Below are 22,665 nucleotides of genomic sequence, written 5' to 3' on the forward strand. Positions count from 1 at the left end.
GGGACGTAAAGCGAAGCAGTCCCACACCCCTGCCCCGGAGGTCCGTCACCGCACCCACAGCCCCGCGCAGCGGACCCGCCCGCCGCCAGGCGCAATGGCGGGAAAGCCAAGAACGGGCCGAGGCAAAGCGCAGCGGACCGGCCCGCCGCCAGGCGCAATGGCGGGAAAGCCAAAAACGTGCCGAGGCAAAGCGCAGCGGACCGGCGGGACAGCCAAAAACGTGGGCGGAAGTCAGGCGGTGAACGCCAGTTCGCGGCGCAGGCGCATGAAGGGGCGCGGACGGTTGAGGGCGAGCACCGCGGTGGTGCGCCCGTCCCGTTCGTAACAGGCGAGAAAGCTGCGGTCGTCGGGGGAGCCCTCGACGATGCGCGGGGTGTCGGTGGGCAGCCGGCGGCCGGCGAACTGGAGGCGTACGCCGTACTGGTCGGACCAGAAGTACGGCAGGCTGTGGTGGGTGGCGACGGTGCTGCCGGCCAGCAGGTTCTGCGCGGCGACGGCGGCCTGTTCGGTGGCGCTGGTCCAGTGCTCGGCGCGGACGCCGTTCACCCGGGCGACGTCGCCGACCGCCACGACGGCGGGCAGCGGGGTGACACAGCCCGCGTCGCACAGCACACCGTCGTCGAGCGGCAGCGGGGAGTCCGCCAGCCAGTCGGTGCGGGGGCGAACCCCGATGCCGATGACGACCACCTCGGCGGGGAGCAGCCGGCCGTCGCTCAGCTCGACCCCGGTGACGCGGTTCCCGGTGCCGCCGCTGTGCAGCCGGGCGACGCCGGTTCCGGTGAGCAGGGTGACGCCGTGGTCCGCATGGAGGGCGGAGCAGATCTCGGCCATGGCGTGGCCGAGTTGGGGGACGAGGGGGAGCGGGGCGGCCTCGACCACGGTGACGTCATGGCCGAGGGCGGCGCAGGACGAGGCGACCTCGGCGCCGATGAAACCGCCGCCGATCACCACGACCCGGACCGGCGGCGAGGACAGCTCCGCACGGAGCGCCTGGGCGTCGTCGAGGGTGCGCAGGGTGTGGGCTCCGGCAGGTGCCGGGCCGGGCAGGAGGCGCGGGGTGGCGCCGGTGGCGAGGACCACGCCGTCGGTGGTCAGGGACCGGCCGCCGTCGAGCAGCACCGTGCGCCCGCCGGTGTCGAGCCCGGTGGCTCGGGTGCCCAGCAGCCATTCGGCGTCCAGCTCGGCGATCTCCTCGGCGTCGGCCAGGGCCAGTTGCCCCTGGTCGGTGGTGGTTCCGGTGAGGAAGTCCTTGGACAGCGGGGGCCTGTCGTAGGGGCGGTGGCACTCGTCCCCGACGATCACCAGGCGGCCGTCGAACCCCTGGGAACGCAGGGCCCGCGCGGCGTACAGGCCTGCCAGCGAGGCCCCGATGACAGCGACCGACTTCATGCGGCGGTGCCCTCCTCGGCGGCGTGGTGGACGTAGATCATGCCGTCCTGGACGGTCACGGGGTGGGTGCGCACCGCTCGGCGGGCGGGCAGACAGGTCGCCGCTCCGGTGCGCAGGTCGAAGGAGGCGGCGTGCAGCGGGCATTCGACCAGGCAGCCTTCCAGCCAGCCGTCCGACAGCGAGGCGTCCTGGTGGGTGCAGGTGTCGTCGATGGCGTAGAGCTGCCCGTCGGCGTGGAAGACGGCGATCGGCGGTGCGGTGTCGATGCGTACGGACTCGCCTGTCGGCAGGTCGGCGAGAGGGCAGACAGGAATCACAGGACCCCCCTATTACTGTTCGGTATCATCGAGTTTCGCGGTGCGCACGATGAAGCGCTATGCGCAACAGAATCCAGATGCTGGGCAGGCGCGTCAAGCGATACCCGGAATTCCCGGTCCGTCGAGCCCCGAGCCGCGGCCGAGGAGCTGTCGCGGCGGCTGGGGTACGCCTGTTGACCTGGTGACGGGGCGGGAGATGACGGCGGGGCCGGAGCGGGTGATCCGGTCCCGCGGCTGTGTCCAGGGGCGTCATCAGTCCTTTACCAAGAGCCGGGGTGTACCCCTTGACGCTGCCGATCCGTCGTTCCCACTATGTCTCTCATCGCGCAACCAGTCGTGCACTGCGCAACACTGAGGGGTAGGGCATGCCACACGAAGTCCATGCCGTCGTCGCGGCGAAGCAAGGCGCACCGGTCGAGCTGCGGACGATCCTGGTGCCGGATCCCGGCCCGGGCGAAGTGCTCGTCGCGGTGCAGGCCTGCGGGGTCTGCCACACCGATCTGCACTACCGGGACGGTGCGATCAACGACGAGTTCCCCTTCCTGCTGGGCCATGAGGCGGCCGGTGTCGTCGAAGCCGTCGGCCCCGGCGTGAGCGGCCTCGCCCCCGGTGACTACGTCGTCCTCGCCTGGCGGGCGCCCTGCGGCAACTGCCGGTCCTGCCGCCGCGGACGGCCCTGGTACTGCTTCGACTCCGGCAACGCCACCCAGCCCATGACCCTGCGGGGAGGCGCCCCACTCACCCCCGCGCTCGGCATCGGGGCGTTCGCCGAAAAGACCCTGGTGGCCGCCGGCCAGGCGGTCAAGGTCGATCCCAGTGCCCGCCCCGAAGCCGCCGGTCTCATCGGCTGCGGAGTGATGGCCGGGTACGGCGCGGCCGTGCACACCGGCGCGGTGGGCAGCGGGGACACCGTCGCCGTCATCGGCTGCGGCGGGGTGGGCAATGCGGCGATCGCCGGGGCGTCGATCGCGGGGGCCCGCCGGGTCATCGCGGTCGACATCGACGACCGGAAGCTGGACGGCGCGACCCGCTTCGGGGCCACTCACACCGTCAACTCCCGTGGTACGGACCCCATCGAGGCGGTGCGCGGGCTGACCGGCGGCCACGGTGCGGATGTGGTGATCGACGCCGTCGGCCGCCCCGAGACCTACGCCCAGGGCTTCTCCATGCGCGACCTCGCCGGGACCCTGGTCCAGGTCGGCGTCCCCGACCCTGACATGCGTATCGACCTGCCACTGATCGATCTCTTCTCGCGCGGCGGCGCCCTGAAGTCCTCCTGGTACGGCGACTGCCTCCCCAGCCGCGACTTCCCCGTGCTCATCGACCACTACCTCAGCGGACGGCTCGACCTCGACGGATTCGTCACCGAGACGATCGCCCTGGACGAGGTGGAGTCCGCGTTCGACAAGATGCGCGACGGCCGGGTACTGCGCTCCGTCGTGGTCCTGTAACGGCGTCACACCCACCGCAGACCACCCCGACCAGCAGGAGGAGGGTCATGTCCCGCACGCCCGCAAACCGTTCCCGTGTGGTTGTCATCGGTGCCGGCATCGTCGGCTGCTCTCTCGCCGACGAGCTGACCGCCCGCGGCTGGACCGAGGTCACCGTCCTCGAACAGGGCCCGCTGCCGGCCCCCGGCGGCTCCACCTCGCACGCCCCCGGACTGGTCTTCCGGACCGGCCCGTCCAAGACCATGACCGAGTTCGCCGCCTACACCGTCGAGAAGTTCGGCGCCCTGGAGGTGGACGGGTTGCCCTGCTTCCACCCCGTCGGCGGCCTGGAGATCGCCACCACCGAGGCCCGCTGGGCCGATCTGCACCGCAAGGCCGGACTCGCCGCCTCCTGGGGCGTACGCGGTGCACTGCTCTCCCCGCAGCAGTGCAAGCAGCTGTGGCCCCTGCTGGACGAAACCAAGCTGTACGGCGGCTTCCACACCCCCGACGACGGCCTGGCCCGCGCGGTGCTCGCCTGCCGCGCCCAGACCGCCCGCGCCGAGAGCCGCGGCGCCCGCTTCCTGGAGCGGCACACCGTCACCGGCATCGAGCGGGAGGACGGCCGCGTCACCGGCGTCGTCACCGACCGCGGCACCTTCCCCGCCGACCATGTCGTCTCGGCCGCCGGTTTCTGGGGTCCGGTGATCGGCGCGATGGCCGGGGTGGACGTACCGCTGCTGCCGCTGGCCCACCAGTACGCCACCACCGAGCCGCTGCCCGAGCTCGACGGCGTCAACGATCCGCATGGGGGCACCCCCTGCTCGAGCGAAGCCGAGAGCTTGGGGGAGGAGGCGAGCAAGCCGATCCTGCGCTTCCAGGACCGGGACCTCTACTTCCGTGAGCACCACGACCGGCTCGGCATCGGCTCCTACGCCCACCGTCCGATGCCCGTCGACCCCTTCACCGTCCCCGCCTTCGACGACGCTGCCCCAAGCCCTCAGCTGGGTTCGAGCAGGGGGCACCCCCCGGTGATGCCGTCCTCGCTGCCCTTCACCGAGGACGACTTCGCCCCGAGCTGGCAGGACAGCGTCGGACTGCTGCCCGCCCTGGGCGCCTCGCGGGTGGCCGAGGGCTTCAACGGTGTCTTCTCCTTCACCCCCGACGGCATGCCGGTCCTCGGCGAATCGCGTGAACTGCGCGGATTCTGGCTCGCCGAGGCGGTCTGGGTCACCCACTCCGCGGGCGTCGCCAAGGCCGTCGCCGAGTGGATGACGGACGGACGGCCGGGAATCGACATCCATGAGTGCGACCTCTACCGCTTCGAGGACGCCCAGCGCTCGCCCGCCTATGTCGCCGACCGCGGCGCCCAGAGCTTCATCGAGGTCTATGACGTCATCCACCCGTTGCAGCCCATGGAGCAGCCGCGGCCGCTGCGCACCAGCCCCTTCTACCCCCGGCAGCAGGAGCTCGGCGCGTACTTCCTGGAGGCCGGCGGCTGGGAGCGCCCGCACTGGTACGAGGCCAACGCCCCGCTCACCGAGGGGCTCGCCCTCCCCGAGCGCGACGCCTGGTCCGCCCGCTACTGGTCGCCGATCGCCGCCGCCGAGGCCAGGGCCACCCGCGAAAAGGTCGCCCTGTACGACATGACCCCGCTGCGCAGGCTGGAGGTCACCGGGCCCGGCGCCCTCGCCTTCCTCCAGCACATGACCACCAACAACCTCGCGAAGAAGCCGGGCGCGGTCACCTACACCCTGCTCCTGGACGAGACCGGCGGCATCCGCTCCGACCTCACCGTCGCCCGGCTGGCCCCCGACCGCTTCCAGGTCGGCGCCAACAGCGCATCCGACCTCGACTGGCTGCTGCGACACGCCCCCGAGGAGGGGGTCCAGGTCCGGGACATCACCTCCGGCACCTGCTGCATCGGCGTCTGGGGCCCGCTCGCCCGCGACCTGGTCCAGCCGCTCACCCGCGACGACTTCTCCCACCAGGCCTTCGGCTACTTCAAGGCCAAGCAGACCCATCTCGGCCATGTCCCGGTCACCGCGATGCGCCTCAGCTATGTCGGCGAGCTCGGCTGGGAGCTGTACACCACCGCCGACCTGGGACTGCGCCTGTGGGACACGCTCTGGGAGGCCGGCCGGGAGCACGGGGTGATCGCCGCCGGGCGCAGCGCCTTCAACAGCCTCCGGCTGGAGAAGGGTTACCGCTCCTGGGGCCATGACATGACCACCGAGCACGACCCGTACGAGGCCGGTGTCGGCTTCGCCGTCCGCCCCGCCAAGGGTGACTTCCTCGGCCGCGACGCACTGGAGGGCCGCAGCGAGGAGACCGCGGCGCGCAAGCTCAGCTGCCTCACCCTCGACGACCCGGGTGCCGTCGTCCTCGGCAAGGAACCGGTCCATGTCGACGGTGTCCCGGTCGGCTACGTCACCTCCGCCGCCTACGGCTACACCCTCGGCCGGGGCATCGCCTACGCCTGGCTGCCGGCCGCCGCTACGGCCCCCGGCACCGCCGTCCACATCGAGTACTTCGGTGAGAAGATCCCCGCGACCGTCGCGCAAGAGCCCCTCTTCGACCCGCAGATGGAGCGTATCCGCAGGTAGGGCCGGTCCGCGGTCCCCGGTGATCCGCTCCCGCCCCTCCGTACGCAGAAGGAGCAACCGCATGGCTCCCACCTACGACGTCATCGTCCTCGGCCTCGGCGGCATGGGCAGCGCCGCCGCCCACCATCTCGCCGCCCGCGGCGCCCGGGTCCTGGGCCTGGAGAAGTTCGGCCCGGTGCACCACCGCGGCTCCAGCCACGGTGGTTCCCGTATCACCCGGCAGTCCTACTTCGAGGACCCCGCCTACGTACCGCTGCTGCTGCGCTCCTACGAGCTGTACGAGAAGCTGGAGCGGGACACCGGCCGCGAGATCGCCACGCTCTGCGGCGGGGTGATGATCGGCCGCCCCGACAGCCGTACCGTCGCAGGCAGTCTGGAATCCGCCCGCCGGTGGGACCTCCCGCACGAGATGCTCGGCCCCGAGGAGATCCGCCGCCGCTTCCCGACCCTCACCCCGGCCGAGGACGAGGTCGCGCTGTACGAGGCGCGGGCGGGGCTGGTCCGGCCGGAGCACACCGTCGCCGCGCAGATCCAGCTGGCCGGCCAGGACGGTGCCGAGCTGCACTTCGAGGAACCGGTCACCCGCTGGGAGGAGCTGCCCGGCGGTTCCGGGGTCCGCGTCCACACGCCCGACGACACCTACACCGCGGGCCAGTTGGTGATCTGCCCGGGGGCCTGGGCACCCCAGCTGCTGACCGACCTGGGGGTGCCGTTCACCATCGAACGGCAGGTCATGTACTGGTTCGCCCCCGACGGCGGCACCGCGCCCTTCGTCCCCGAGCGGCACCCGATCTACATCTGGGAGGACGACCGGGGCGTCCAGGTCTACGGCTTCCCGTCGATCGACGGCCCCGGCGGCGGCGCCAAGGTCGCGTTCTTCCGCAAGGGCACCGTCTGTACCCCGGAGACCATCGACCGCACGGTGCACGACCACGAGGTACGGGCCATGGCGGACCAGATGCGTCCCCGCATCCCCGCCCTCCCCGGCCGCTTCCTCAAGGCCGCCACCTGCATGTACTCCAACACTCCCGACGAGCACTTCGTGATCACCCGGCACCCCGCCCACCCGGAGACCGTGACCGTCGCCTGCGGATTCTCCGGACACGGCTTCAAGTTCGTCCCCGTGGTCGGCGAGATCGTCGCCGACCTCGCGCTGACCGGGGTCACCGCGCACCCCATCGAGCTGTTCGACCCCCGCCGGCCCGCCGCCGCGGCCGCTTGAGGAGACCGCCATGACGACCACTCACACCGAGTCCGCCCCGGCCACCGCGTCCCCGGCTGCGGCCACCCCGCCCGCGGCCGGTGCCTCCCCGAGCCTGATCGCCACCCTCGCCGGCCACTACTACACCGACCCCGGCATCTTCCGGCAGGAGCAGGAGAAGATCTTCGAGCGGCTGTGGTTCTGCGCGGTCCGCAGCGCCGACCTGGGAAAGCCCGGCGCCTTCCGTACGGTCCGGATCGGCCGGGAGAGCGTGCTGATCACCCGTAACCGCGCCGGGGAGCTGCGCGCCTTCCTCAACATCTGCCGGCACCGCGGCGCGCAGCTGTGCACCGAGGAGTCCGGCGAGGTCCGCCGTAACCTCCAGTGCCCCTACCACGCCTGGACCTACGACCTCGACGGACGCCTGGTGGCCGCCCCCAACCTGCAGAAGATGCCGGACATCGACCGCACCGAACGCTCTCTGGTCCCCGTCCCCCTCCGCGAATGGCTCGGCTACGCCTGGGTGTGCCTGGCCGACGAGCCGCCGTCCTTCGAGGACACCGTGATCGGCGCGGCCGTCGAGCGGCTGGGCGAAGCCGCCTGTCTCGACCGCTACCGCACCGAAGGGCTCGCCCTCGGCAAGCGCCTGACCTATGACGTGCGCGCCAACTGGAAGCTCATCATCGAGAACTTCATGGAGTGCTACCACTGCGGCACCATCCACCCCGAACTCACCGAGGTGCTCCCGGAGTTCGCCGACGGTTTCGCCGCCCAGTACTACGTCGGCCACGGCGCGGCCTTCTCCGAGGAGGCCACCGGATTCACCGTGGACGGCACCGAGGGCTTCGGTCGGCTCCCCGGTATCGAGGACACCCAGGACCGCCGCTACTACGCGATCACCGTCCGGCCGCAGGTGTTCGTCAACCTTGTCCCGGACCATGTCATCGTCCACCGGATGTTCCCGATGGCCCCCGACCGCACCGTCGTCGAATGCGACTGGCTGTATCTGCCCGAGGTCGTCGACTCCGGTGCCGATCTCTCCAAGTCCGTCGAACTCTTCCACCGGGTCAACGCCCAGGACTTCGACGCCTGTGAGCGCACCCAGCCCGCCATGAGCTCCCGCGCCTACCGCGCCGGCGGGGTACTGGTGCCCAGCGAGCACCACATCGGCGCCTTCCACCAGTGGGTCACGGACTGTCTGGAGGAGACGCGCTCCTGAGCTGTTCTGCGGGTCGGCCAGGGGGTGTCTCCCCCTGGCCCACCACGACGCCGAGCCCCCACCTCCGGCCCACCGCAATGAGTCCACCCGGACCCCTTGAGGTCCGGGTGGAGGGGGCGTTCGGAGGTCAGACCGGCACCGCGTCCTTGTCCTCCCGGCCGGTCGGCATGGCTGCACCGCGCTCGTCCCCGGGCCCGGAGGCAGGCGTCGGGACGACGGTTCCGGATGCCGGCGCAGCGGTTCGGCCAGGCCGGACTGCGGCTTCCGCCTCGCGCCATCCCGGCGGGCCGAACAGGTAACCGGCCCTGCCGCGCCAGGTACGGGCCCGGCGGATGTCGCGGACCATCCCGGCGAACTCGTGGTAGTTGGCCTTGAGCGGATTGTGGGTGTTGATGTTCGTGGTCAGCCCGTACCTGACGGTCTCGGCCTCCTCCGCGTAGCTGCCGAACATCCGGTCCCAGACGATGAGTATCCCGCCGTAGTTCTTGTCCAGGTACGGGTTGTTGGCGCCGTGGTGGACGCGGTGGTGCGAGGGGGTGTTGAACACGAACTCGATCGGCCGGGGGAGGCGGTCGACGCGTTCGGTGTGGATCGGGTACTGGAACAACAGCACGATGGAGTGCGCCAAAAAGATCATCCAGGCGGGGATGCCGATCAGCGCCAGCGGGACGTCCACGACCGCGGTGAGGAACGATCCCGGGATCAGCCAGGGCAGGCGCACCGCCGTGGACAGATTGAAGTGCCGGCTGGAGTGGTGGACGCTGTGGCCCGCCCAGAGCAGGCGGATGCGATGGTCCATCCGGTGCTGGGCGTAGTAGGCGAGGTCGGCGAGAACGAGGGCAGCCACCCACACCCGCCAGTCCGAGGAGGAGAGCGTGTGCGGCGCGAACGCCGCGGCGATCACCACGACCGGAAGCTGGATCACGTGGTTGAGCGGCTTGGTGAGTTGCCCGATCGCGTAGATGGACAGGCTGGTGGCGGTGTCGCGGACGGAGACCCCGGCCCGGTCGGCCTTCGGTTCCTTCTCGCGGTGATAGCCGATGAACTCGACGGCCATCAGCAGCAGGAACGCGGGTATCGCGTACAGGCCCAGTCGGAGCGTCTCTTGCACTGAGTCACCTTCCTTGGCTTGGTCGATTCGATCCCGGCCCCCGTCGCACGGGAGGTGCGCCCGAAGATCGATACATGTCAGGAGTGCACCGTCCGTCGTGTGTGACGAGCGGCGGCTGGGCGGAGTCGGTATTTCCGTGGCCCACTGACCCACAGGACCCCGTGGCCCCGTGGCCCTGTGGGTCAGTGGGCCGGGCGGCGAGGGGGCGGTACGGGGCTGCGGCTCCCGGCTGTCACAGGTCGCCGAGGTCCAGGAGCGAGGACCGGGCCCGGACCTCGCGCCAGATATCCCCGGTGCGCCATTCGCCGGACGGCTCGGCGAGCAGCTCCGTCAGGGTTGCCAGTGCCCGGACGGCCTCGCCGCCGAGGTACTCACGGATCTCTTCGTCCACCTCGCGGCGGGCCTCGTGGAACGCCTGCAGGAACGCGATCGCGTCGGAGGTGGGGCGCACGATCTTCTCGCGGCCGTCGCCGGACGACTTCTCCAGCGACAGGAAACCGCGCTCGCACAGGTCGGCCACCAGTTTGCTCGCCCCCTGGCGGCTGATCTGCATCTCGCGGCCGATCCGGGAGACCGTCAGCTCCTCGTTCGCCACGCACAGCCGCAGGATCATGCCGTCAGGCAGGCGTCTGTCGGTGAAGCCGGCCGAGGCCAGCTTCTGCTCGATCCGACGCCGGTAACCGAGCCAGGATCGCAGGAGCTGCGGGCCGAGCGCCGGCGTCCCGCTTCCGTCGGAGAAATGCGCAACCATGGGTGACAACATAGCTGCGCACCCATGGTTGCGCAACCATGGGTGACAATTGCCGAGGGGTCGAACCAGGCCCGAGCCGTCCGCCGTGGTCGGCCGCGCACAGGGCGCCCGGCCAAGCCGGCCCGGGCCGGGCCGGGAGGCCGGGCGGGCGCCCGGAGCTCAGGCCGTATGGTCCGACCACACGCTCTGTGTGACATAGTTTCGGCAAGGGAGCACGGGGCCGAGCCGGGGAGTGGTGGATGTCTGCCGAATGGCGACCTGTGCGGCAGTCGCGCACACATGAGCTCGTGCTCGAACGCATCGAGGAGCGGGTGCTCGCGGGCGAGCTCAAGGCCGGGGACCGGTTGCCGCCCGAGCGCGAGCTGGCACCGGTGCTCGGTGTCAGCCGGTCCGCGCTGCGCGAGGCGCTGCGGGTGCTGGAGACGATCGGGGTGCTGGTCGCGCAGGCGGGCCGTGGGCCGGACGCGGGAGCCCGGATCGTACGGAACCCGGACGACGCGCTGGGCCGGCTGTTGCGCCTGCACTTCGCCCTGGGGAGCTACAGCCTGCAGGACGTGCTGGAGGCCCGGGTGGTGCTGGAGCGTTCCAGCTTCGAGGCGGCCGCGGGGCACGCTCCGGCACCGGACCTCGACGAGGCCGAAGCGCTCGTGGCGCGCATGCAGGAGCCCGAGGTGGGGGTCGACGATTTCAACGACCTGGACACCCGGTTCCACGTCGCCATCGCCCGTAGCTCCGGCAATCAGCTCACCTCCACCCTCACCTCGGCCGTACGGGAGTCGGTGCGTCCGCTGATCCTGCGGGCGCTGGAGACGGCGGAGGACTGGCCGGCCACGGCGGGTGCGCTGAACGCCGAGCACACCGAGCTGCTGCGTCTGGTGCGTGCGGGCCAGGGCGCGAAGGCCGCCGACCTGGTCGAGGCGCATATCCGTGGATTCCACGGGACGTTGGTCGACGAGACGCCCCGGGCCGACCGGGCGGGCGAGGCGGACCGGGCGGGCGAGGCGGACGACGTGGACCAGGCGGCCCGGGAAGGCTGAGACGGCAGGGGCCGCGTCGCAAGACCGCTAGACGGCATCCGCGTCGGACGGGGGAACGGGCGGGCCCGCCCCGCCCCGCCCCTCCCGTTCCCCGCGGGAGCATGCACTCCCGTCCCCCTACGGCAGCATCCACGACAGCACCGGAAGCGATTGCAGGGCGACCAGGACGCACAGGACCGCCAGCATCGCGACGCTGTAGCCGGCGACCTTGTGCAGCAGGATCCGCTCGGTGCCGGGCCGTTCCACCGCGGTCGCCGCAATCGTCAGGTTCTGCGGGCTGATGAGCTTGCCGACGACCCCGCCGGTGGTGTTGGCGGCCACCAGCAGGGTCGGGTCGATGCCCGCGGCCTTTCCCGCGGTCTGCTGGAGCGTGGCGAACAACGCGTTCGACGAGGTGTCCGAGCCGGTGACGGCGGTGCCGAGCCAGCCGAGGACCGGGGAGAGCACGGCGAAGAAGCCGCCGGTGGCGGCGAGCCAGGTGCCGATGGCGAGGGTCTGGCCCGACTGGTTCATCACATAGCTCAGTGCCAGCACGGTGGCGACCGTGGCGATGGCGGTCCGCATGTTCCGCACGGTGCGCCCGGCGCAGGCGAGGCCCGTGCGCGCGGTCATCGGGAAGCGGTCGGAGTCCTTTGCGCGGCTGTAGATCAGCATCACGAGGAGGCCGGAGAGGATGAGCAGGGAGCCGGGATTGGCCAGGACCTCCAGCTTGTAGACCGCGCTGCCCGCGGGGGAGCCGTCGGTGGCCAGGAGATTGCCGTACAGGCCGGGCCAGTTGAGCTGGAGGGTGGCGGCGCCGAGCAGCCGGGGCAGGTCGAGTCCGCCGATGCGGAGCTTGGCGAGGGCGAAGACCGCGATCACCAGGACGTACGGCAGGACGGCGAGGCGGACGCGGCGGCCGGTGAGCGGTGCGGCCTCGACCCGGGAGCGCTGGTCGTCCGGCGTCGTGGGGGACCAGAAGCGCAGCATGACCACGGCGGCGCCGAAACCGGCGAGCGCGGCGACGACATCGGTGAGCTCGTACGCGAAGTGGGCCGAGCACCAGAACTGGGCGAGGGCGAAGACCGATCCGGTGACCAGGGCGATGGGCCACAGCTGCCGCAGCCCGCGCCGCCCGTCGACGAGGAAGAGCAGCAGCAGCGGGACGAAGAGGGCGAGCAGCGGGCTCTGACGGCCGATCACGCCGGCGAGGTCCCCGGCCGGTATGCCGGTGAGGGTGCCCGCGGTGGTGATGGGGATGGCCATGGCGCCGAAGGCGACGGGTGCGGTGTTGGCGACCAGGACGGTCACGGCCGAGGTGAGCCGCGGCAGCCCGAGCGCCATCAGCATGGCGGCGGTGATCGCGACGGGGGCGCCGAACCCGGCGAGGGCTTCGAGGAGTCCGCCGAAGCAGAACGCGATGAGCATGGCCTGGATGCGCAGATCGCCGCGTCCGACGGCGTTGAAGGAGCGGCGCAGATCCTCGAAGCGGTTGCTGGCCACCGTGAGTTCGTAGAACCAGATGGCCGACACGACGATCAGCATCACCGGGAAGAGGCCGAAGGCCAGGCCCTGGGTGGCGGACAGGACACCGAGCTGCAGGGGCATCCCGTAGCCGAGGACCGCGACCAGCAGTGCGGCCAGCAGGGCGCCCAGGGCGGAGTGCAGCGCCGGCCGCCGGGCTGCCATCAGCAGCACGAAGAAGGTCGCCAGGGGAACCAGACCCAGTAGCGCGGTGGCGGTGAGGCTGCCCCCGACGGCGGCCACGTCGGGGGTGTAGACCGCCAGGACGGCGGGTGGTGTGGAGGCCACGGAGTGCTCCTCATCGAGTCATCGAGTTCTGCGCGCCGTCCGGCCGGTCGGAACGTCCCGTTCCCGGCGGGAGCGGCGCGCCCGGTGGCTGAGAATCGGCCCTCAGTAGCCCATTGAAGATGTCGCATGTCAATAAGGTCGGACCAAACTTCGCCCTTACTTTTATCTTCGGTCCGAGATGAGTATGGTCGGACCATAAGTAAGGGAGGCTCCATGCGCATCGCGCTCTTCGCCACCTGCCTGGGAGACACGCTCTTCCCGGAGGCGGTGAAATCCACCGCGGTCCTGCTGGCCCGTCTGGGGCACGACGTGGTGTTCCCGCCGCAGCAGACCTGCTGTGGCCAGATGCACGTCAACACCGGCTATCAGCGGGAGCCGGTGCCGCTGGTGCGGAACTTCGCCGAGCAGTTCGGCGACCCGTCGATCGAGGCGGTGGTGATGCCGTCCGGGTCGTGCGCGGGCTCGGTCCGCCATCAGCACGAGCTCGTCGCCGAACGGTACGGGGACGCCGCGCTGCGCGCCGGGGTCGCCACCGTGAAGACCAAGACGTACGAGCTGTCCGAGTTCCTCGTCGACGTACTCGACGCAACCGACGTCGGCGCGTACTTCCCCCACCGGGTGACCTACCACCCCACCTGCCATTCCCTGCGAATGCTGCGGGTCGGCGAGAAGCCGCTGCGGCTGCTGCGCGCCGTCGACGGCATCGACCTGGTGGAGCTGCCGGAGGCCGAGGCGTGCTGCGGCTTCGGCGGCACCTTCGCGGTCAAGAACGCCGGCACGTCCGCCGCGATGCTGCGGGACAAGATGGACCACATCGCCGGCACCGGCGCCGAGGTGTGCACAGCGGGCGACTCGTCCTGTCTGATGCACATCGGCGGCGGTCTCTCACGCATCAAGTCCGGTACGCGAACACTGCACTTGGCGCAGATCCTCGCTGCCACCCGCTCCGCGCCGTACGCCCTGACGGAGGCCGCCCGATGAGTATGCCGACCGGCCCCTCGACCGGTAACACCTTCCTCGGTATGCCCGCCGTCCCCCCGCGCTCCCCGTACGGGACGGGGCATCTGCGGGGAGAGCGCACCTTCCCCGAGGCCGCCCGCGACGAGCTGGGCAACGAGCAGTTGCGCCGCAACCTGGGCAAGGCCACCCACTCCATCCGCGCCAAGCGCCTGGACGTCACCGGAGAACTGCCCGACTGGGAGCAACTGCGCGACGCCGGCTCGGCGATCAAGACCGACACCATGAACCGGCTGCCCGAGCTGCTGGAGCAGTTGGAACGGAAGGTCACCGAGCACGGCGGCACCGTCCACTGGGCGCGCGACGGCGTCGAGGCCAACGAGATCGTCACCCGGCTGGTCCGGCAGACCGGCAGCGACGAGGTCCTCAAGGTCAAGTCCATGGCCACCCAGGAGACCGGCCTCAACGAGCACCTGGAGAGCCAGGGGATCACCGCCCTGGAAACCGACCTGGCCGAGCTGATCGTGCAGCTCGCCGACGACCGTCCCTCACACATCCTGGTCCCCGCGATCCACCGCAACCGCGACGAGATCCGGGAGATCTTCCTCCGCCGGATCCCCGGCGTCGACCCCGCGCTGGACGCCACCCCCGCCGGACTGGCCGCCGCGGCACGCGCGTATCTGCGGGAGAAGTTCATGACGGCCAAGGTGGCCGTCTCCGGCGCCAACTTCGGCATCGCCGAGACCGGCACCCTGTCGGTGGTCGAGTCCGAGGGCAACGGCCGGATGTGCCTGACCCTGCCCGAGACGCTGATCACCGTCATGGGCATCGAGAAGGTGCTGCCGCGCTTCCAGGACCTGGAAGTCTTCCTCCAACTGCTCCCGCGCTCCTCGACCGGCGAGCGGATGAACCCGTACACCTCGCTGTGGACGGGTGTGACGCCGGGCGACGGCCCGCAGGACTTCCACCTCGTGCTGCTCGACAACGGGCGTACGGCGGCGCTCGCGGACACGATCGGGCGCGAGGCGCTCAACTGCATCCGCTGCTCGGCCTGCCTCAATGTCTGCCCGGTGTACGAGCGGACCGGCGGGCACGCCTACGGATCGACCTACCCCGGCCCGATCGGCGCGGTGCTCACCCCGCAGCTCGCCGGTATGCACGCCGCCAAGGACGACCCCAACAGCTCGCTTCCGTACGCCTCCAGTCTGTGCGGAGCCTGCTTCGACGCCTGCCCGGTGAAGATCGACATACCGTCGCTGCTGGTCGAGCTGCGGCACCAGCACACCGAACAGTCCGGAACGACCGCGGAGAAGCTGGCGATGAAGGCCGCAGCCGCGGTCATGAAGCAGCCGAAGCTGTTCACGGCCGCACAGAAGGCGGCGGGGCTCGGGCGCGTACTGGCGGGGCGGGACGGCACGTTCTCCCGTCTGCCCCCGCCGTTCCAGGGCTGGAGCGACAGCCGTGACACCCCGGCCCCGCCCAAGCAGTCCTTCCGCTCCTGGTTCGCCTCCGCCGACGGCGCGGCCACGATGCGGGCGGCGGCGGAGGACGGCGCACGGCACGGCGCAGGGCACACCGACGACGATCCGCAGGAGGCACAGTGAGCGCGACCGCACGGGAGACGGTTCTCCGACGCGTCCAGGACGCACTGGCCCGCTCCGACCGGCCCGAGGTGACCGTCCCCCGCGCCTACCGCACCGGCCGTGTCCTCCCTGACGGGGAGCGGCTCGCCCTCTTCACGGACCGGCTCGTCGACTACAAGGCGCAGGTACGCACCTGCACGGCGGGCACCACCGCGACGGTGATCGCCGAGGCACTCCGGGCACACGGCGCACGGAGGATCGGGGTTCCTCCGGGGCTCGATCCGGCCTGGCTGGCCGGGTGGGACGGGGAGATCCGCACCGACTCCCCGGACGTTCCGGCGCCCCGGCTCGACGCGCTGGACGGGGTGGTGACGGCCTCCGCCGTCAGCTGCGCCGAGACCGGCACGATCTTCCTGGACGGCGCCGCGGCGGACCAGGGGCGGCGCGCGCTGACCCTCGTCCCCGATCTGCATGTGTGCGTCGTCGACCTGTCGTCGGTGCGGACCGGTGTGCCGGAGGCGGTGGCACGGCTCCTGCCGGAGCACCCGACCACACTGATCAGCGGCCCCTCGGCCACTTCCGACATCGAGCTGGAGCGGGTGGAGGGCGTGCACGGCCCGCGCACCCTGGAGGTGGTGATCCGTACCGACGTATGAGCGCCTCCGGAGTGCCGCACTGCGGTGCGGGACAGCGACCGCGCCCGGGGATGCATGGCGTTCCGTCAGGAACGATGAGCACGGCACGTCGTGGCGGTCGCGCACCATGTAGCCTGCGCATACGTGTTGTATGCAATTTCCACAGGCGCAGGGGAGAGCGGGCGATGCAGTCGGGGCGCGAAAAGGCCTACGCGTATCTCAAGGACAGCGTGCTGACCGACCCGGAGATGCAGGACCGGTTCCTGTCCGAGCAGGAGATCGCGGACCGGATCGGCGTTTCCCGCACCCCGATCCGCGAGGCCCTGCTGCTGCTCGCCGCCGAGGATCTGGTGCGGCTGGTGCCCAAGCGCGGCGCGCATATCGCCCCGCTGTCCGGCCGCGAGATCAGAGATCTGATGGAGATGCGCGGCCTGATCGAGCGCTTCGCCGCGCAGCGTACGACGGACCACGGGACCGCACCCGTCGACGAGATGGCGGTCATCCTGGCCCACCAGGACACCCTGCGGGGCGAGGAGACCACCAAGGAGTTCATCGACGCCGACCACCGCTTTCACGCCACTCTCGTCGCCGCCGTCGGCAACACGTTGATGAGCCGCCAGTACGACGCCCTGCGCAGCCGCCAGATCCGGGCCGGCGTCCTGGCCCTCTACCGCTCCGGCAACCGCCGGGACGAGGTACTCGCCGAGCACCGGCAGATCCTCGACGGCTTGGTGGCCGGGGATGCCGCGGCCGCCTGTGCGGCCATCGACAGCCACATCAAGGCGACCCAGCGCATCCTCCTGGCCGCCTGACCCCGGCGGCCGGGCCCTACAGCTTCCGGTTGTCCAGCACCGCCACGGCCCGCCGCACGCGGGTGGCCTCCTCGGGGTCCACCTCTGCGACCAGCAGGTCGGCCGTGCCGCCCAGCTGAGCGCGGACGGTCCCGTCGGGGCCGATCAGCGCGCTGTGCCCGACGCCGTTCGGCGCTTCGGCGGGGGCCTCCGGATCGGCCTGCGGATCCGGGGCGGCCTGGTCGACGGCGGCGAGCCAGAGCGTCGCGTCCAGGGCGCGCGCCCGCACCAGCAGATCCCACTGCGCGCGCTTGCCCGGTCCTGCCGCCCAGGAAGCGGGCAGCAGCGAAAGCGTCGCCCCCGCGTCCGCATGCGCCTGGAACAGCTCCGGGAATCGCAGGTCGTAACACGTCGCCAGGCCCACCCGGACGCCGTCGACATCGATGGTCACCACCCGGTTGCCCGGGGCGACCGTGTCGGACTCCCGGAAGCCGAACGCGTCATACAGATGGATCTTGTCGTAGGACTCCTCGACCTCGGGTCCGGTGGCCAGCAGGGTGTTGGCCACCCGCCCGTCGGGTGCGGGGGTGAACATGCCCGCCACCACCGTCACCCCCGTCTCCCGGGCAACCGCGCGTACCCCCTCGGCCCACGGCCCGTCCAGCGGCTCGGCCACCGCCGCCAGCGGCGCCCCGAACCGCACCATGGCCGCCTCGGGCAGGACCACCAACCGGGCCTCCTCGCGCGCCGCGCGACGGACCTGGTCCTGGACGTCGACGAGGTTCTCCTTCGGATCGGTCGATGCCGTCATCTGGCACAGCGCGATGCGCATACAGATCTCTCTTCTCTCGTGCCGTCGGTGTCTTCGGAACTCTGCGGAACTCTTCGCAGCCCGGTGCCGGGCGGACCACCTCAGCGGCCGGGTGCCTCCCGGACCATCCTCCCCGGCGCGTGGCCGGCGCCCTTCGCCGGGCGGGCGTACTCCTCGTCCTCATCGTGCGCCGGATCCCGCCCCAGCAGCACGCCCACGATGGTGACCACGGCGGTTCCGGCCAGATACAGCGCCAGCGGCAGCCAACTGCCGAAGGAGCCCAGCAGCGCGGTGAACAGCAGCGGAGCGACGGCCCCGCCGACCACCCCGGCCAGCGTGTACGCCAGCGACGACCCGGTGTAGCGCAGCCGAGGGGTGAACTGCTCGGCGACGAACGCGGCCTGCGGCCCGTACAGCAGCGAGTGGATCGCCAGCGCCACCACGACGCCCAGCACCAGCAGTCCCCAGGAACCGCTGTCCGCCATCGGGAAGAACACAAACGGCCACACCGCTGCGGCCACCGCGCCACAGAGATACATCCGGCGCCGGTTCCAGCGGTCCGACAGCGCCCCGGCCAGCGGGATCAGCACGATCTGCAGCGCCGAGCCGATCAGTACGGCCGCCAGCGCCTTTCCGCGGGGCAGGCCCAGCTGCTCGGTGGCGTAGGTGAGGACGAAGACGGTGAACATCGCATAGAGCACGTCCGGCGCGACCCGGCTGAGGATCGCGGCCACCAGGGCCCGCGGCTGGGTCGTGAACACCTCGCGGACCGGCGCCTCGGGCCGGTCGCCGCTCGCCTCCATGGCCCGGAAGACCGGGGTCTCCTCCAGGCGCACCCGGATCCACAGCCCGAAGACCACCAGGACGCCGGAGAGCAGGAAGGCGATCCGCCAGCCCCAGGCCAGGAACTGCTGCTCGGTCAGGAGCGAGCCGAGGGCTGCCAGAACGCCGTTGGCCATCAGATTGCCCGCGGGCGGGCCGATCTGTGCCGCCGAGGCCCAGAATCCGCGCCTGCGGGCATCCCCGTACTCGCTGGTCAGCGGCACGGCGCCGCCCCACTCGCCGCCGACGCCGACGCCCTGGGCGAAGCGCAGCAGCACCAGCGCGGCCGGCGCGGCCGGGCCGATGGTGGCCTGGGTGGGCAGCAGTCCGATCAGCAGTGTCGCGGTACCGATCAGTACCAGCGTCGCCACCAGCACCTTCTTGCGCCCGATGACATCCCCGAGCCGGCCGAAGAGGAACCCGCCGAGCGGCCGTGAGACATAGCCGACGGCATAGGTGGAGAACGCCAGCAGGGTGCCGGTCAGCGGGTCGGCCGACGGGAAGAAGAGCTGGCCGAAGACCAGCGCCGAGGCGGCCGAGTAGACCGCGAAGTCGTACCACTCCAGCGAGGTGCCGGTGAGGCTGGCGACAAAGGCGCGCACCAGCGCGCCACGGTCGGGACGGGGCGCCTTGCGGAACTGCGCCCCGGGGTGTTCTGCGTTGTCCATGGGTCAGGGCCACCTCGGAGTCGGTTGCTGCACTCCAGGGCATACTTGCTGTATACAAGGCGTATGCGCAACCCTTCCGGGGGGCGAATTTACTTCCCCGCAACCCACTGTGACCTGGAGGAACCATGGCCGCTCTGACCTTCGAGCTCCCTGACGGCACGCAGCGCAGGGTCGAGGTGTCGAGGCTGCTCAACGCCGGATACGCCGGCCGCAGCCAAGCCGATGTGGCCGCCCATGTCGCGGAACTGGCCGAACTCGGCGTGCCCGCGCCGTCCACCGTCCCCGCCCTCTACCCGGTCGCGCCCTACCTGGGCCAGCAGACCGCCGAGGTCCCGGTGCAGCACGCCCGCACCTCGGGCGAGGCGGAGTGGGCCCTCGTCGTGGACGAGACCGGAGATCTGCTGCTCACCGCGGCCTGCGACCACACCGACCGCGCACTGGAGGCACACGGCGTGGCCTGGAGCAAGAACGCCGGACCCGATGTGCTCGCCCGGACGGCATGGCGCCTGGCCGAGGTCGCCGACCGCCTCGACACCCTGACCCTGCGTGCGTGGGTGACCCCCGTCGGCGGTGGCGAGGAGGTTCTCCTCCAGGACGGAACGGCGGGCGAGCTGCTGACTCCCGGCTACTGGACCGAGGTTCTGCGCGAGCGCGGCGACCTGCGGCCCGGCACGGTCCTGATATCGGGAACCCTCCCGATGCGTGCGGGCGTCGACCAGTTCGCGGCCCGCTGGCGCGTCGAACTCGCCGACCCGGCCACCGGGAACGTCATCACCCTCGCCTACGACGTCGTCCCGATGCCGGAGCCGATCGGCTGACCCGCGGCCGTGCACCGGAGTTGCTGGGCCGACCTGCCGACCTGCCGACCTGCCGACCCGCCGGCGCGCACCGGAGCCGATCGGCTGACCCGCCGCCGCGTACCGCAGCCGCCCAAGACGGCGGGCCGGGCAGGCGCCCTCCCGGTGGGGGTGCCTGCCCGGCCCGTACGTTGAGCGGATCCCGCGGCTGCCGCTTGTCCGGTGAGGGCTCAGACGCCGGCCGCCTCCCTGCCCGTGCCGGCGATTTCCTCCGGGCGCAGCAGAGCGGCGAGCCGGTCGGCCGGCAGCAGCCCCTGCTCCAGGACGAGTTCGGCGACGCCGCGCCCGGTGGCGAGGGCCTCCTTGGCGATCGCGGTGGCCGCGGTGTAGCCGATGTGCGGGTTGAGGGCGGTGACCAGCCCGATGGAGTTCTCCACGCTTGCGCGCAGCGTCTCGGTGTTGGCGGTGATGCCCGTGACGCAGCGCTCGGCGAGGGTGCGGCAGGCGGCCCCCAGGTGGGTGATGCTCTCCGAGAGGGAGTGCAGGATCACCGGCTCGAAGGCATTGAGCTGGAGCTGGCCCGCCTCGGCGGCCATGGTGATGGTGACGTCGTTGCCGATGACCTCGAAGGCGACCTGGTTGACGACCTCGGGGATCACGGGGTTGACCTTGCCGGGCATGATGCTCGAACCGGCCTGTACCGGCGGCAGATTGATCTCCGCCAGGCCCGCCCGCGGTCCCGAGGAGAGCAGCCGCAGATCGTTGCAGCTCTTGGAGAGCTTGACGGCGACGCGCTTGAGGACACCCGACAGATGGACGAACGCCCCGCAGTCCTGGGTGGCCTCGACGAGGTTGGCGGCGGTGACCAGGGGCAGGCCGGTGAGGGCGGCCAGGTGTTCGCGGGCCGCTTCGGCGTAGCCCTTGGGGGCGTTGAGGCCGGTGCCGATGGCCGTGGCGCCGAGGTTGATCTCGTGGACGAGCAGGACGGCCTCCGCCAGCCGGCTCTGGTCCTCCTCCAGCATCACCGCGTACGCCGAGAACTCCTGGCCCAGGGTCATCGGGACCGCGTCCTGGAGCTGGGTGCGCCCCATCTTGAGGATGTCGCGGAACTCCTCGGCCTTGGCCGCGAAGGCCTCGCGGAGCACGGTCATCGCATCGAGCAGTTCCCGCACGGCGATGATCGTGGCGACATTGACGGCCGTCGGGTAGACGTCGTTCGTCGACTGGCTGAGGTTGACGTGCTCGTTGGGGTGCAGACGGCCGTAGTCGCCCTTGTCGTGGCCCAGGATCTCCAGCGCCCGGTTGGCGATCACCTCGTTGGCGTTCATGTTCGTCGAGGTGCCGGCACCGCCCTGGATGACATCGACGATGAACTGGTCGTGCAGCTGCCCGTCGGTCCGGATCTCCCGGCAGGCGGCGGCGATCGCGTCGGCCCGCTCGGGGTCGAGCAGTCCGAGATCCTCGTTGGCGCGGGCCGCGGCCTCCTTGACGGCGGCGAGCGCATTGATCAGGTGCGGGTAGGTGGCGATCGGCGTACCGGTGATGGGGAAGTTCTCCGTGGCGCGCAGGGTGTGCACGCCCCAGTACGCGTCGGCGGGTATCTCGCGGTCGCCGAGCAGATCGTGTTCGCGGCGGTGGCCGGCGGCAGTCATGGTGCAGGTGGTCCTTTGTGAGGTGGGGGAGGGGAGGGGCCCGGCGGAGGAAATGGCGCAGCGTCAGGCGCCGTGTGAGGTCAGCGCCTCCGTCGCCCGCAGCGTGCCGACCGGTGCGCCACCGCCGATGACGGGTGTGGTGGCGAAGGGGGCGAGAACGCCGGGGTCGATTCCGCAGTGCGCCAGGGCCGCGGCCGTCACCGGCATCCGGGCGCGGTCGGCGCCGTCGGCTATTTTCACGCCGACCGCCCGCCCGTCCGGCAGCGCCGCGATCTGGACCCCCTCGAAGCCGTCCTTGGCGAGCAGACCGGGCACCGCCCGCACCAGGCGGGCAACGTCCCGGCCGCTGCCGGAGACCATCGTCGGGTGCTCGCGCATGGCGTGGGCGACCCTGCCCTCGTCGGTGCCGGGGGCGGCCGTTGCCAGCCGGGCGGCGGCCCGGGTCAGACCGTGCAGGGACACGGAGAACAGCGGGGCGCCGCAGCCGTCGACGGTGACGTGGGCGATGCCCTGGCCGGTGAGGTCCGCCACGGTCGCGGCGAGCTCCTGCTGCAACGGATGCCCCGGGTCGAGGTAGTCGTCCAGCCGCCAGCCCCGGGTGCGGGCGGTCAGCAGCATGGCCGCGTGCTTGCCCGAGCAGTTCTGGGCGAGGCGGGTGGGCCCGAGGCCGCGGCGGATCCACTCGTCCCGTACGGCGGGGTCGTACGGCAGATCGGGGACATTGCGCAGCTGGTCCTCGGCCAGTCCGGCGACGGCGAGGAGGCGCCGGGCGGTGGCCAGATGCCGTTCCTCGCCGGAGTGACTGGCCGCGACCAGAGCCAGCGCCTCGTCGTCGAGCGGCGGCAGGCCCGCGCGCAGCAGGCCGACCGCTTGGACCGGCTTGAGCGCCGAGCGCGGATAGAACGCGGCCTCGATGTCGCCCGCCTGGAATGCCACGCTTCCGTCGGCCGCCAGCACCACGACCGAGCCGTGGTGGACGCCCTCGACGAGCCCTGCGCGCACCACATGGGCGACGGGCACATGGGCCGGTTCGCGGACCGCGGGCGGTTCGCCCGGAGCGCGGTGCGGCGGCAGGGTCGTGCTGCTCTGACTCATGA

Annotated in this window: 19 protein-coding genes; 10 read left to right on the plus strand and 9 right to left on the minus strand. The window is 71.4% G+C overall.

Annotated features, from left to right (window positions below; all coding sequences use genetic code 11):
- Positions 1-231: 231 nt before the first annotated feature.
- Together ACF088_RS33215 and ACF088_RS33220 are read right to left on the minus strand one after the other, a co-directional pair.
- On the minus strand, positions 232-1,389 hold the full coding sequence (locus ACF088_RS33215; RefSeq protein WP_392379594.1) for an NAD(P)/FAD-dependent oxidoreductase: 1,158 nt from the start codon (positions 1,387-1,389) through the stop codon (positions 232-234).
- Positions 1,386-1,706, minus strand: a complete 321-nt coding sequence (locus ACF088_RS33220; protein ID WP_392379595.1) for a bifunctional 3-phenylpropionate/cinnamic acid dioxygenase ferredoxin subunit — start codon at positions 1,704-1,706, stop codon at positions 1,386-1,388. The genes ACF088_RS33215 and ACF088_RS33220 overlap by 4 nt, the downstream gene beginning before the upstream one ends.
- Before the next feature lie 365 nt (positions 1,707-2,071).
- Between ACF088_RS33220 and ACF088_RS33225 the strand changes: the two genes are divergently transcribed.
- From ACF088_RS33225 to ACF088_RS33240, 4 genes are all read left to right on the plus strand, one after another.
- Positions 2,072-3,157: an S-(hydroxymethyl)mycothiol dehydrogenase gene (locus ACF088_RS33225; RefSeq protein ID WP_392379596.1), complete on the plus strand. Its 1,086-nt coding sequence runs from the start codon at positions 2,072-2,074 to the stop codon at positions 3,155-3,157.
- 47 nt (positions 3,158-3,204) lie between these two features.
- A complete protein-coding gene (locus ACF088_RS33230; protein ID WP_392379597.1) occupies positions 3,205-5,742 on the plus strand; it encodes an FAD-dependent oxidoreductase in 2,538 nt (845 codons plus the stop codon).
- A 61-nt stretch (positions 5,743-5,803) separates the two neighbouring features.
- Positions 5,804-6,964, plus strand: coding sequence for an N-methyl-L-tryptophan oxidase (gene solA, locus ACF088_RS33235; RefSeq protein WP_392379598.1), 1,161 nt, complete (start codon positions 5,804-5,806; stop codon positions 6,962-6,964).
- 10 nt (positions 6,965-6,974) lie between these two features.
- Entirely contained in the window at positions 6,975-8,162 is a 1,188-nt protein-coding gene (locus ACF088_RS33240) for an aromatic ring-hydroxylating dioxygenase subunit alpha (RefSeq protein WP_392379599.1), read from the plus strand.
- 127 nt (positions 8,163-8,289) lie between these two features.
- Here the strand turns inward: ACF088_RS33240 and ACF088_RS33245 are convergent, their stop codons facing one another.
- Positions 8,290-9,273: a sterol desaturase family protein gene (locus ACF088_RS33245; RefSeq protein ID WP_392379600.1), complete on the minus strand. Its 984-nt coding sequence runs from the start codon at positions 9,271-9,273 to the stop codon at positions 8,290-8,292.
- A 232-nt stretch (positions 9,274-9,505) separates the two neighbouring features.
- Positions 9,506-10,024, minus strand: a complete 519-nt coding sequence (locus ACF088_RS33250; protein WP_392379601.1) for a MarR family winged helix-turn-helix transcriptional regulator — start codon at positions 10,022-10,024, stop codon at positions 9,506-9,508.
- 239 nt (positions 10,025-10,263) lie between these two features.
- Between ACF088_RS33250 and ACF088_RS33255 the strand changes: the two genes are divergently transcribed.
- Positions 10,264-11,061 carry a FadR/GntR family transcriptional regulator gene (locus ACF088_RS33255; protein ID WP_392379602.1) on the plus strand — a complete coding sequence of 266 codons (798 nt, stop codon included), beginning with the start codon at positions 10,264-10,266 and terminating at the stop codon, positions 11,059-11,061.
- A 117-nt stretch (positions 11,062-11,178) separates the two neighbouring features.
- Here the strand turns inward: ACF088_RS33255 and ACF088_RS33260 are convergent, their stop codons facing one another.
- A complete protein-coding gene (locus ACF088_RS33260) occupies positions 11,179-12,852 on the minus strand; it encodes an L-lactate permease (RefSeq protein ID WP_392379603.1) in 1,674 nt (557 codons plus the stop codon).
- 213 nt (positions 12,853-13,065) lie between these two features.
- Here ACF088_RS33260 and ACF088_RS33265 point away from each other — a divergent pair, with 213 nt between their 5' ends.
- The 4 genes from ACF088_RS33265 (at position 13,066) to ACF088_RS33280 (ending at position 16,839) form a co-directional block, all read left to right on the plus strand.
- The gene (locus ACF088_RS33265) at positions 13,066-13,833 is read left to right on the plus strand and encodes a (Fe-S)-binding protein (protein WP_392379604.1); all 768 of its coding nucleotides are present in this window, start codon (positions 13,066-13,068) and stop codon (positions 13,831-13,833) included.
- A complete protein-coding gene (locus ACF088_RS33270) occupies positions 13,830-15,413 on the plus strand; it encodes a lactate utilization protein B (protein ID WP_392379605.1) in 1,584 nt (527 codons plus the stop codon). The genes ACF088_RS33265 and ACF088_RS33270 overlap by 4 nt, the downstream gene beginning before the upstream one ends.
- The gene (locus tag ACF088_RS33275) at positions 15,410-16,048 is read left to right on the plus strand and encodes a lactate utilization protein C (protein ID WP_392379606.1); all 639 of its coding nucleotides are present in this window, start codon (positions 15,410-15,412) and stop codon (positions 16,046-16,048) included. Before ACF088_RS33270 ends, ACF088_RS33275 begins: the two co-directional genes overlap by 4 nt.
- Before the next feature lie 164 nt (positions 16,049-16,212).
- On the plus strand, positions 16,213-16,839 hold the full coding sequence (locus ACF088_RS33280; RefSeq protein WP_392379607.1) for a GntR family transcriptional regulator: 627 nt from the start codon (positions 16,213-16,215) through the stop codon (positions 16,837-16,839).
- A 16-nt stretch (positions 16,840-16,855) separates the two neighbouring features.
- Here the strand turns inward: ACF088_RS33280 and ACF088_RS33285 are convergent, their stop codons facing one another.
- Both ACF088_RS33285 and ACF088_RS33290 read right to left on the minus strand, forming a co-directional pair.
- The gene (locus ACF088_RS33285) at positions 16,856-17,650 is read right to left on the minus strand and encodes a carbon-nitrogen hydrolase family protein (RefSeq protein WP_392379608.1); all 795 of its coding nucleotides are present in this window, start codon (positions 17,648-17,650) and stop codon (positions 16,856-16,858) included.
- 80 nt (positions 17,651-17,730) lie between these two features.
- Entirely contained in the window at positions 17,731-19,119 is a 1,389-nt protein-coding gene (locus ACF088_RS33290) for an MFS transporter (RefSeq protein WP_392379609.1), read from the minus strand.
- 125 nt (positions 19,120-19,244) lie between these two features.
- Between ACF088_RS33290 and ACF088_RS33295 the strand changes: the two genes are divergently transcribed.
- Entirely contained in the window at positions 19,245-19,937 is a 693-nt protein-coding gene (locus tag ACF088_RS33295; RefSeq protein WP_392379610.1) for a DUF2848 domain-containing protein, read from the plus strand.
- Between the two features lie 209 nt (positions 19,938-20,146).
- On the opposite strand, the gene aspA is transcribed toward ACF088_RS33295, so the two are convergent.
- Positions 20,147-21,568, minus strand: a complete 1,422-nt coding sequence (gene aspA / locus ACF088_RS33300; RefSeq protein ID WP_392379611.1) for an aspartate ammonia-lyase — start codon at positions 21,566-21,568, stop codon at positions 20,147-20,149.
- A 63-nt stretch (positions 21,569-21,631) separates the two neighbouring features.
- The gene (locus ACF088_RS33305; RefSeq protein WP_392379612.1) at positions 21,632-22,663 is read right to left on the minus strand and encodes an asparaginase; all 1,032 of its coding nucleotides are present in this window, start codon (positions 22,661-22,663) and stop codon (positions 21,632-21,634) included.
- Positions 22,664-22,665 lie beyond the last annotated feature (2 nt).

Origin of the sequence: Streptomyces sp. NPDC015125 (genome assembly GCF_043080045.1) — a bacterium.
In the GTDB taxonomy this organism is placed as follows: domain Bacteria; phylum Actinomycetota; class Actinomycetes; order Streptomycetales; family Streptomycetaceae; genus Streptomyces.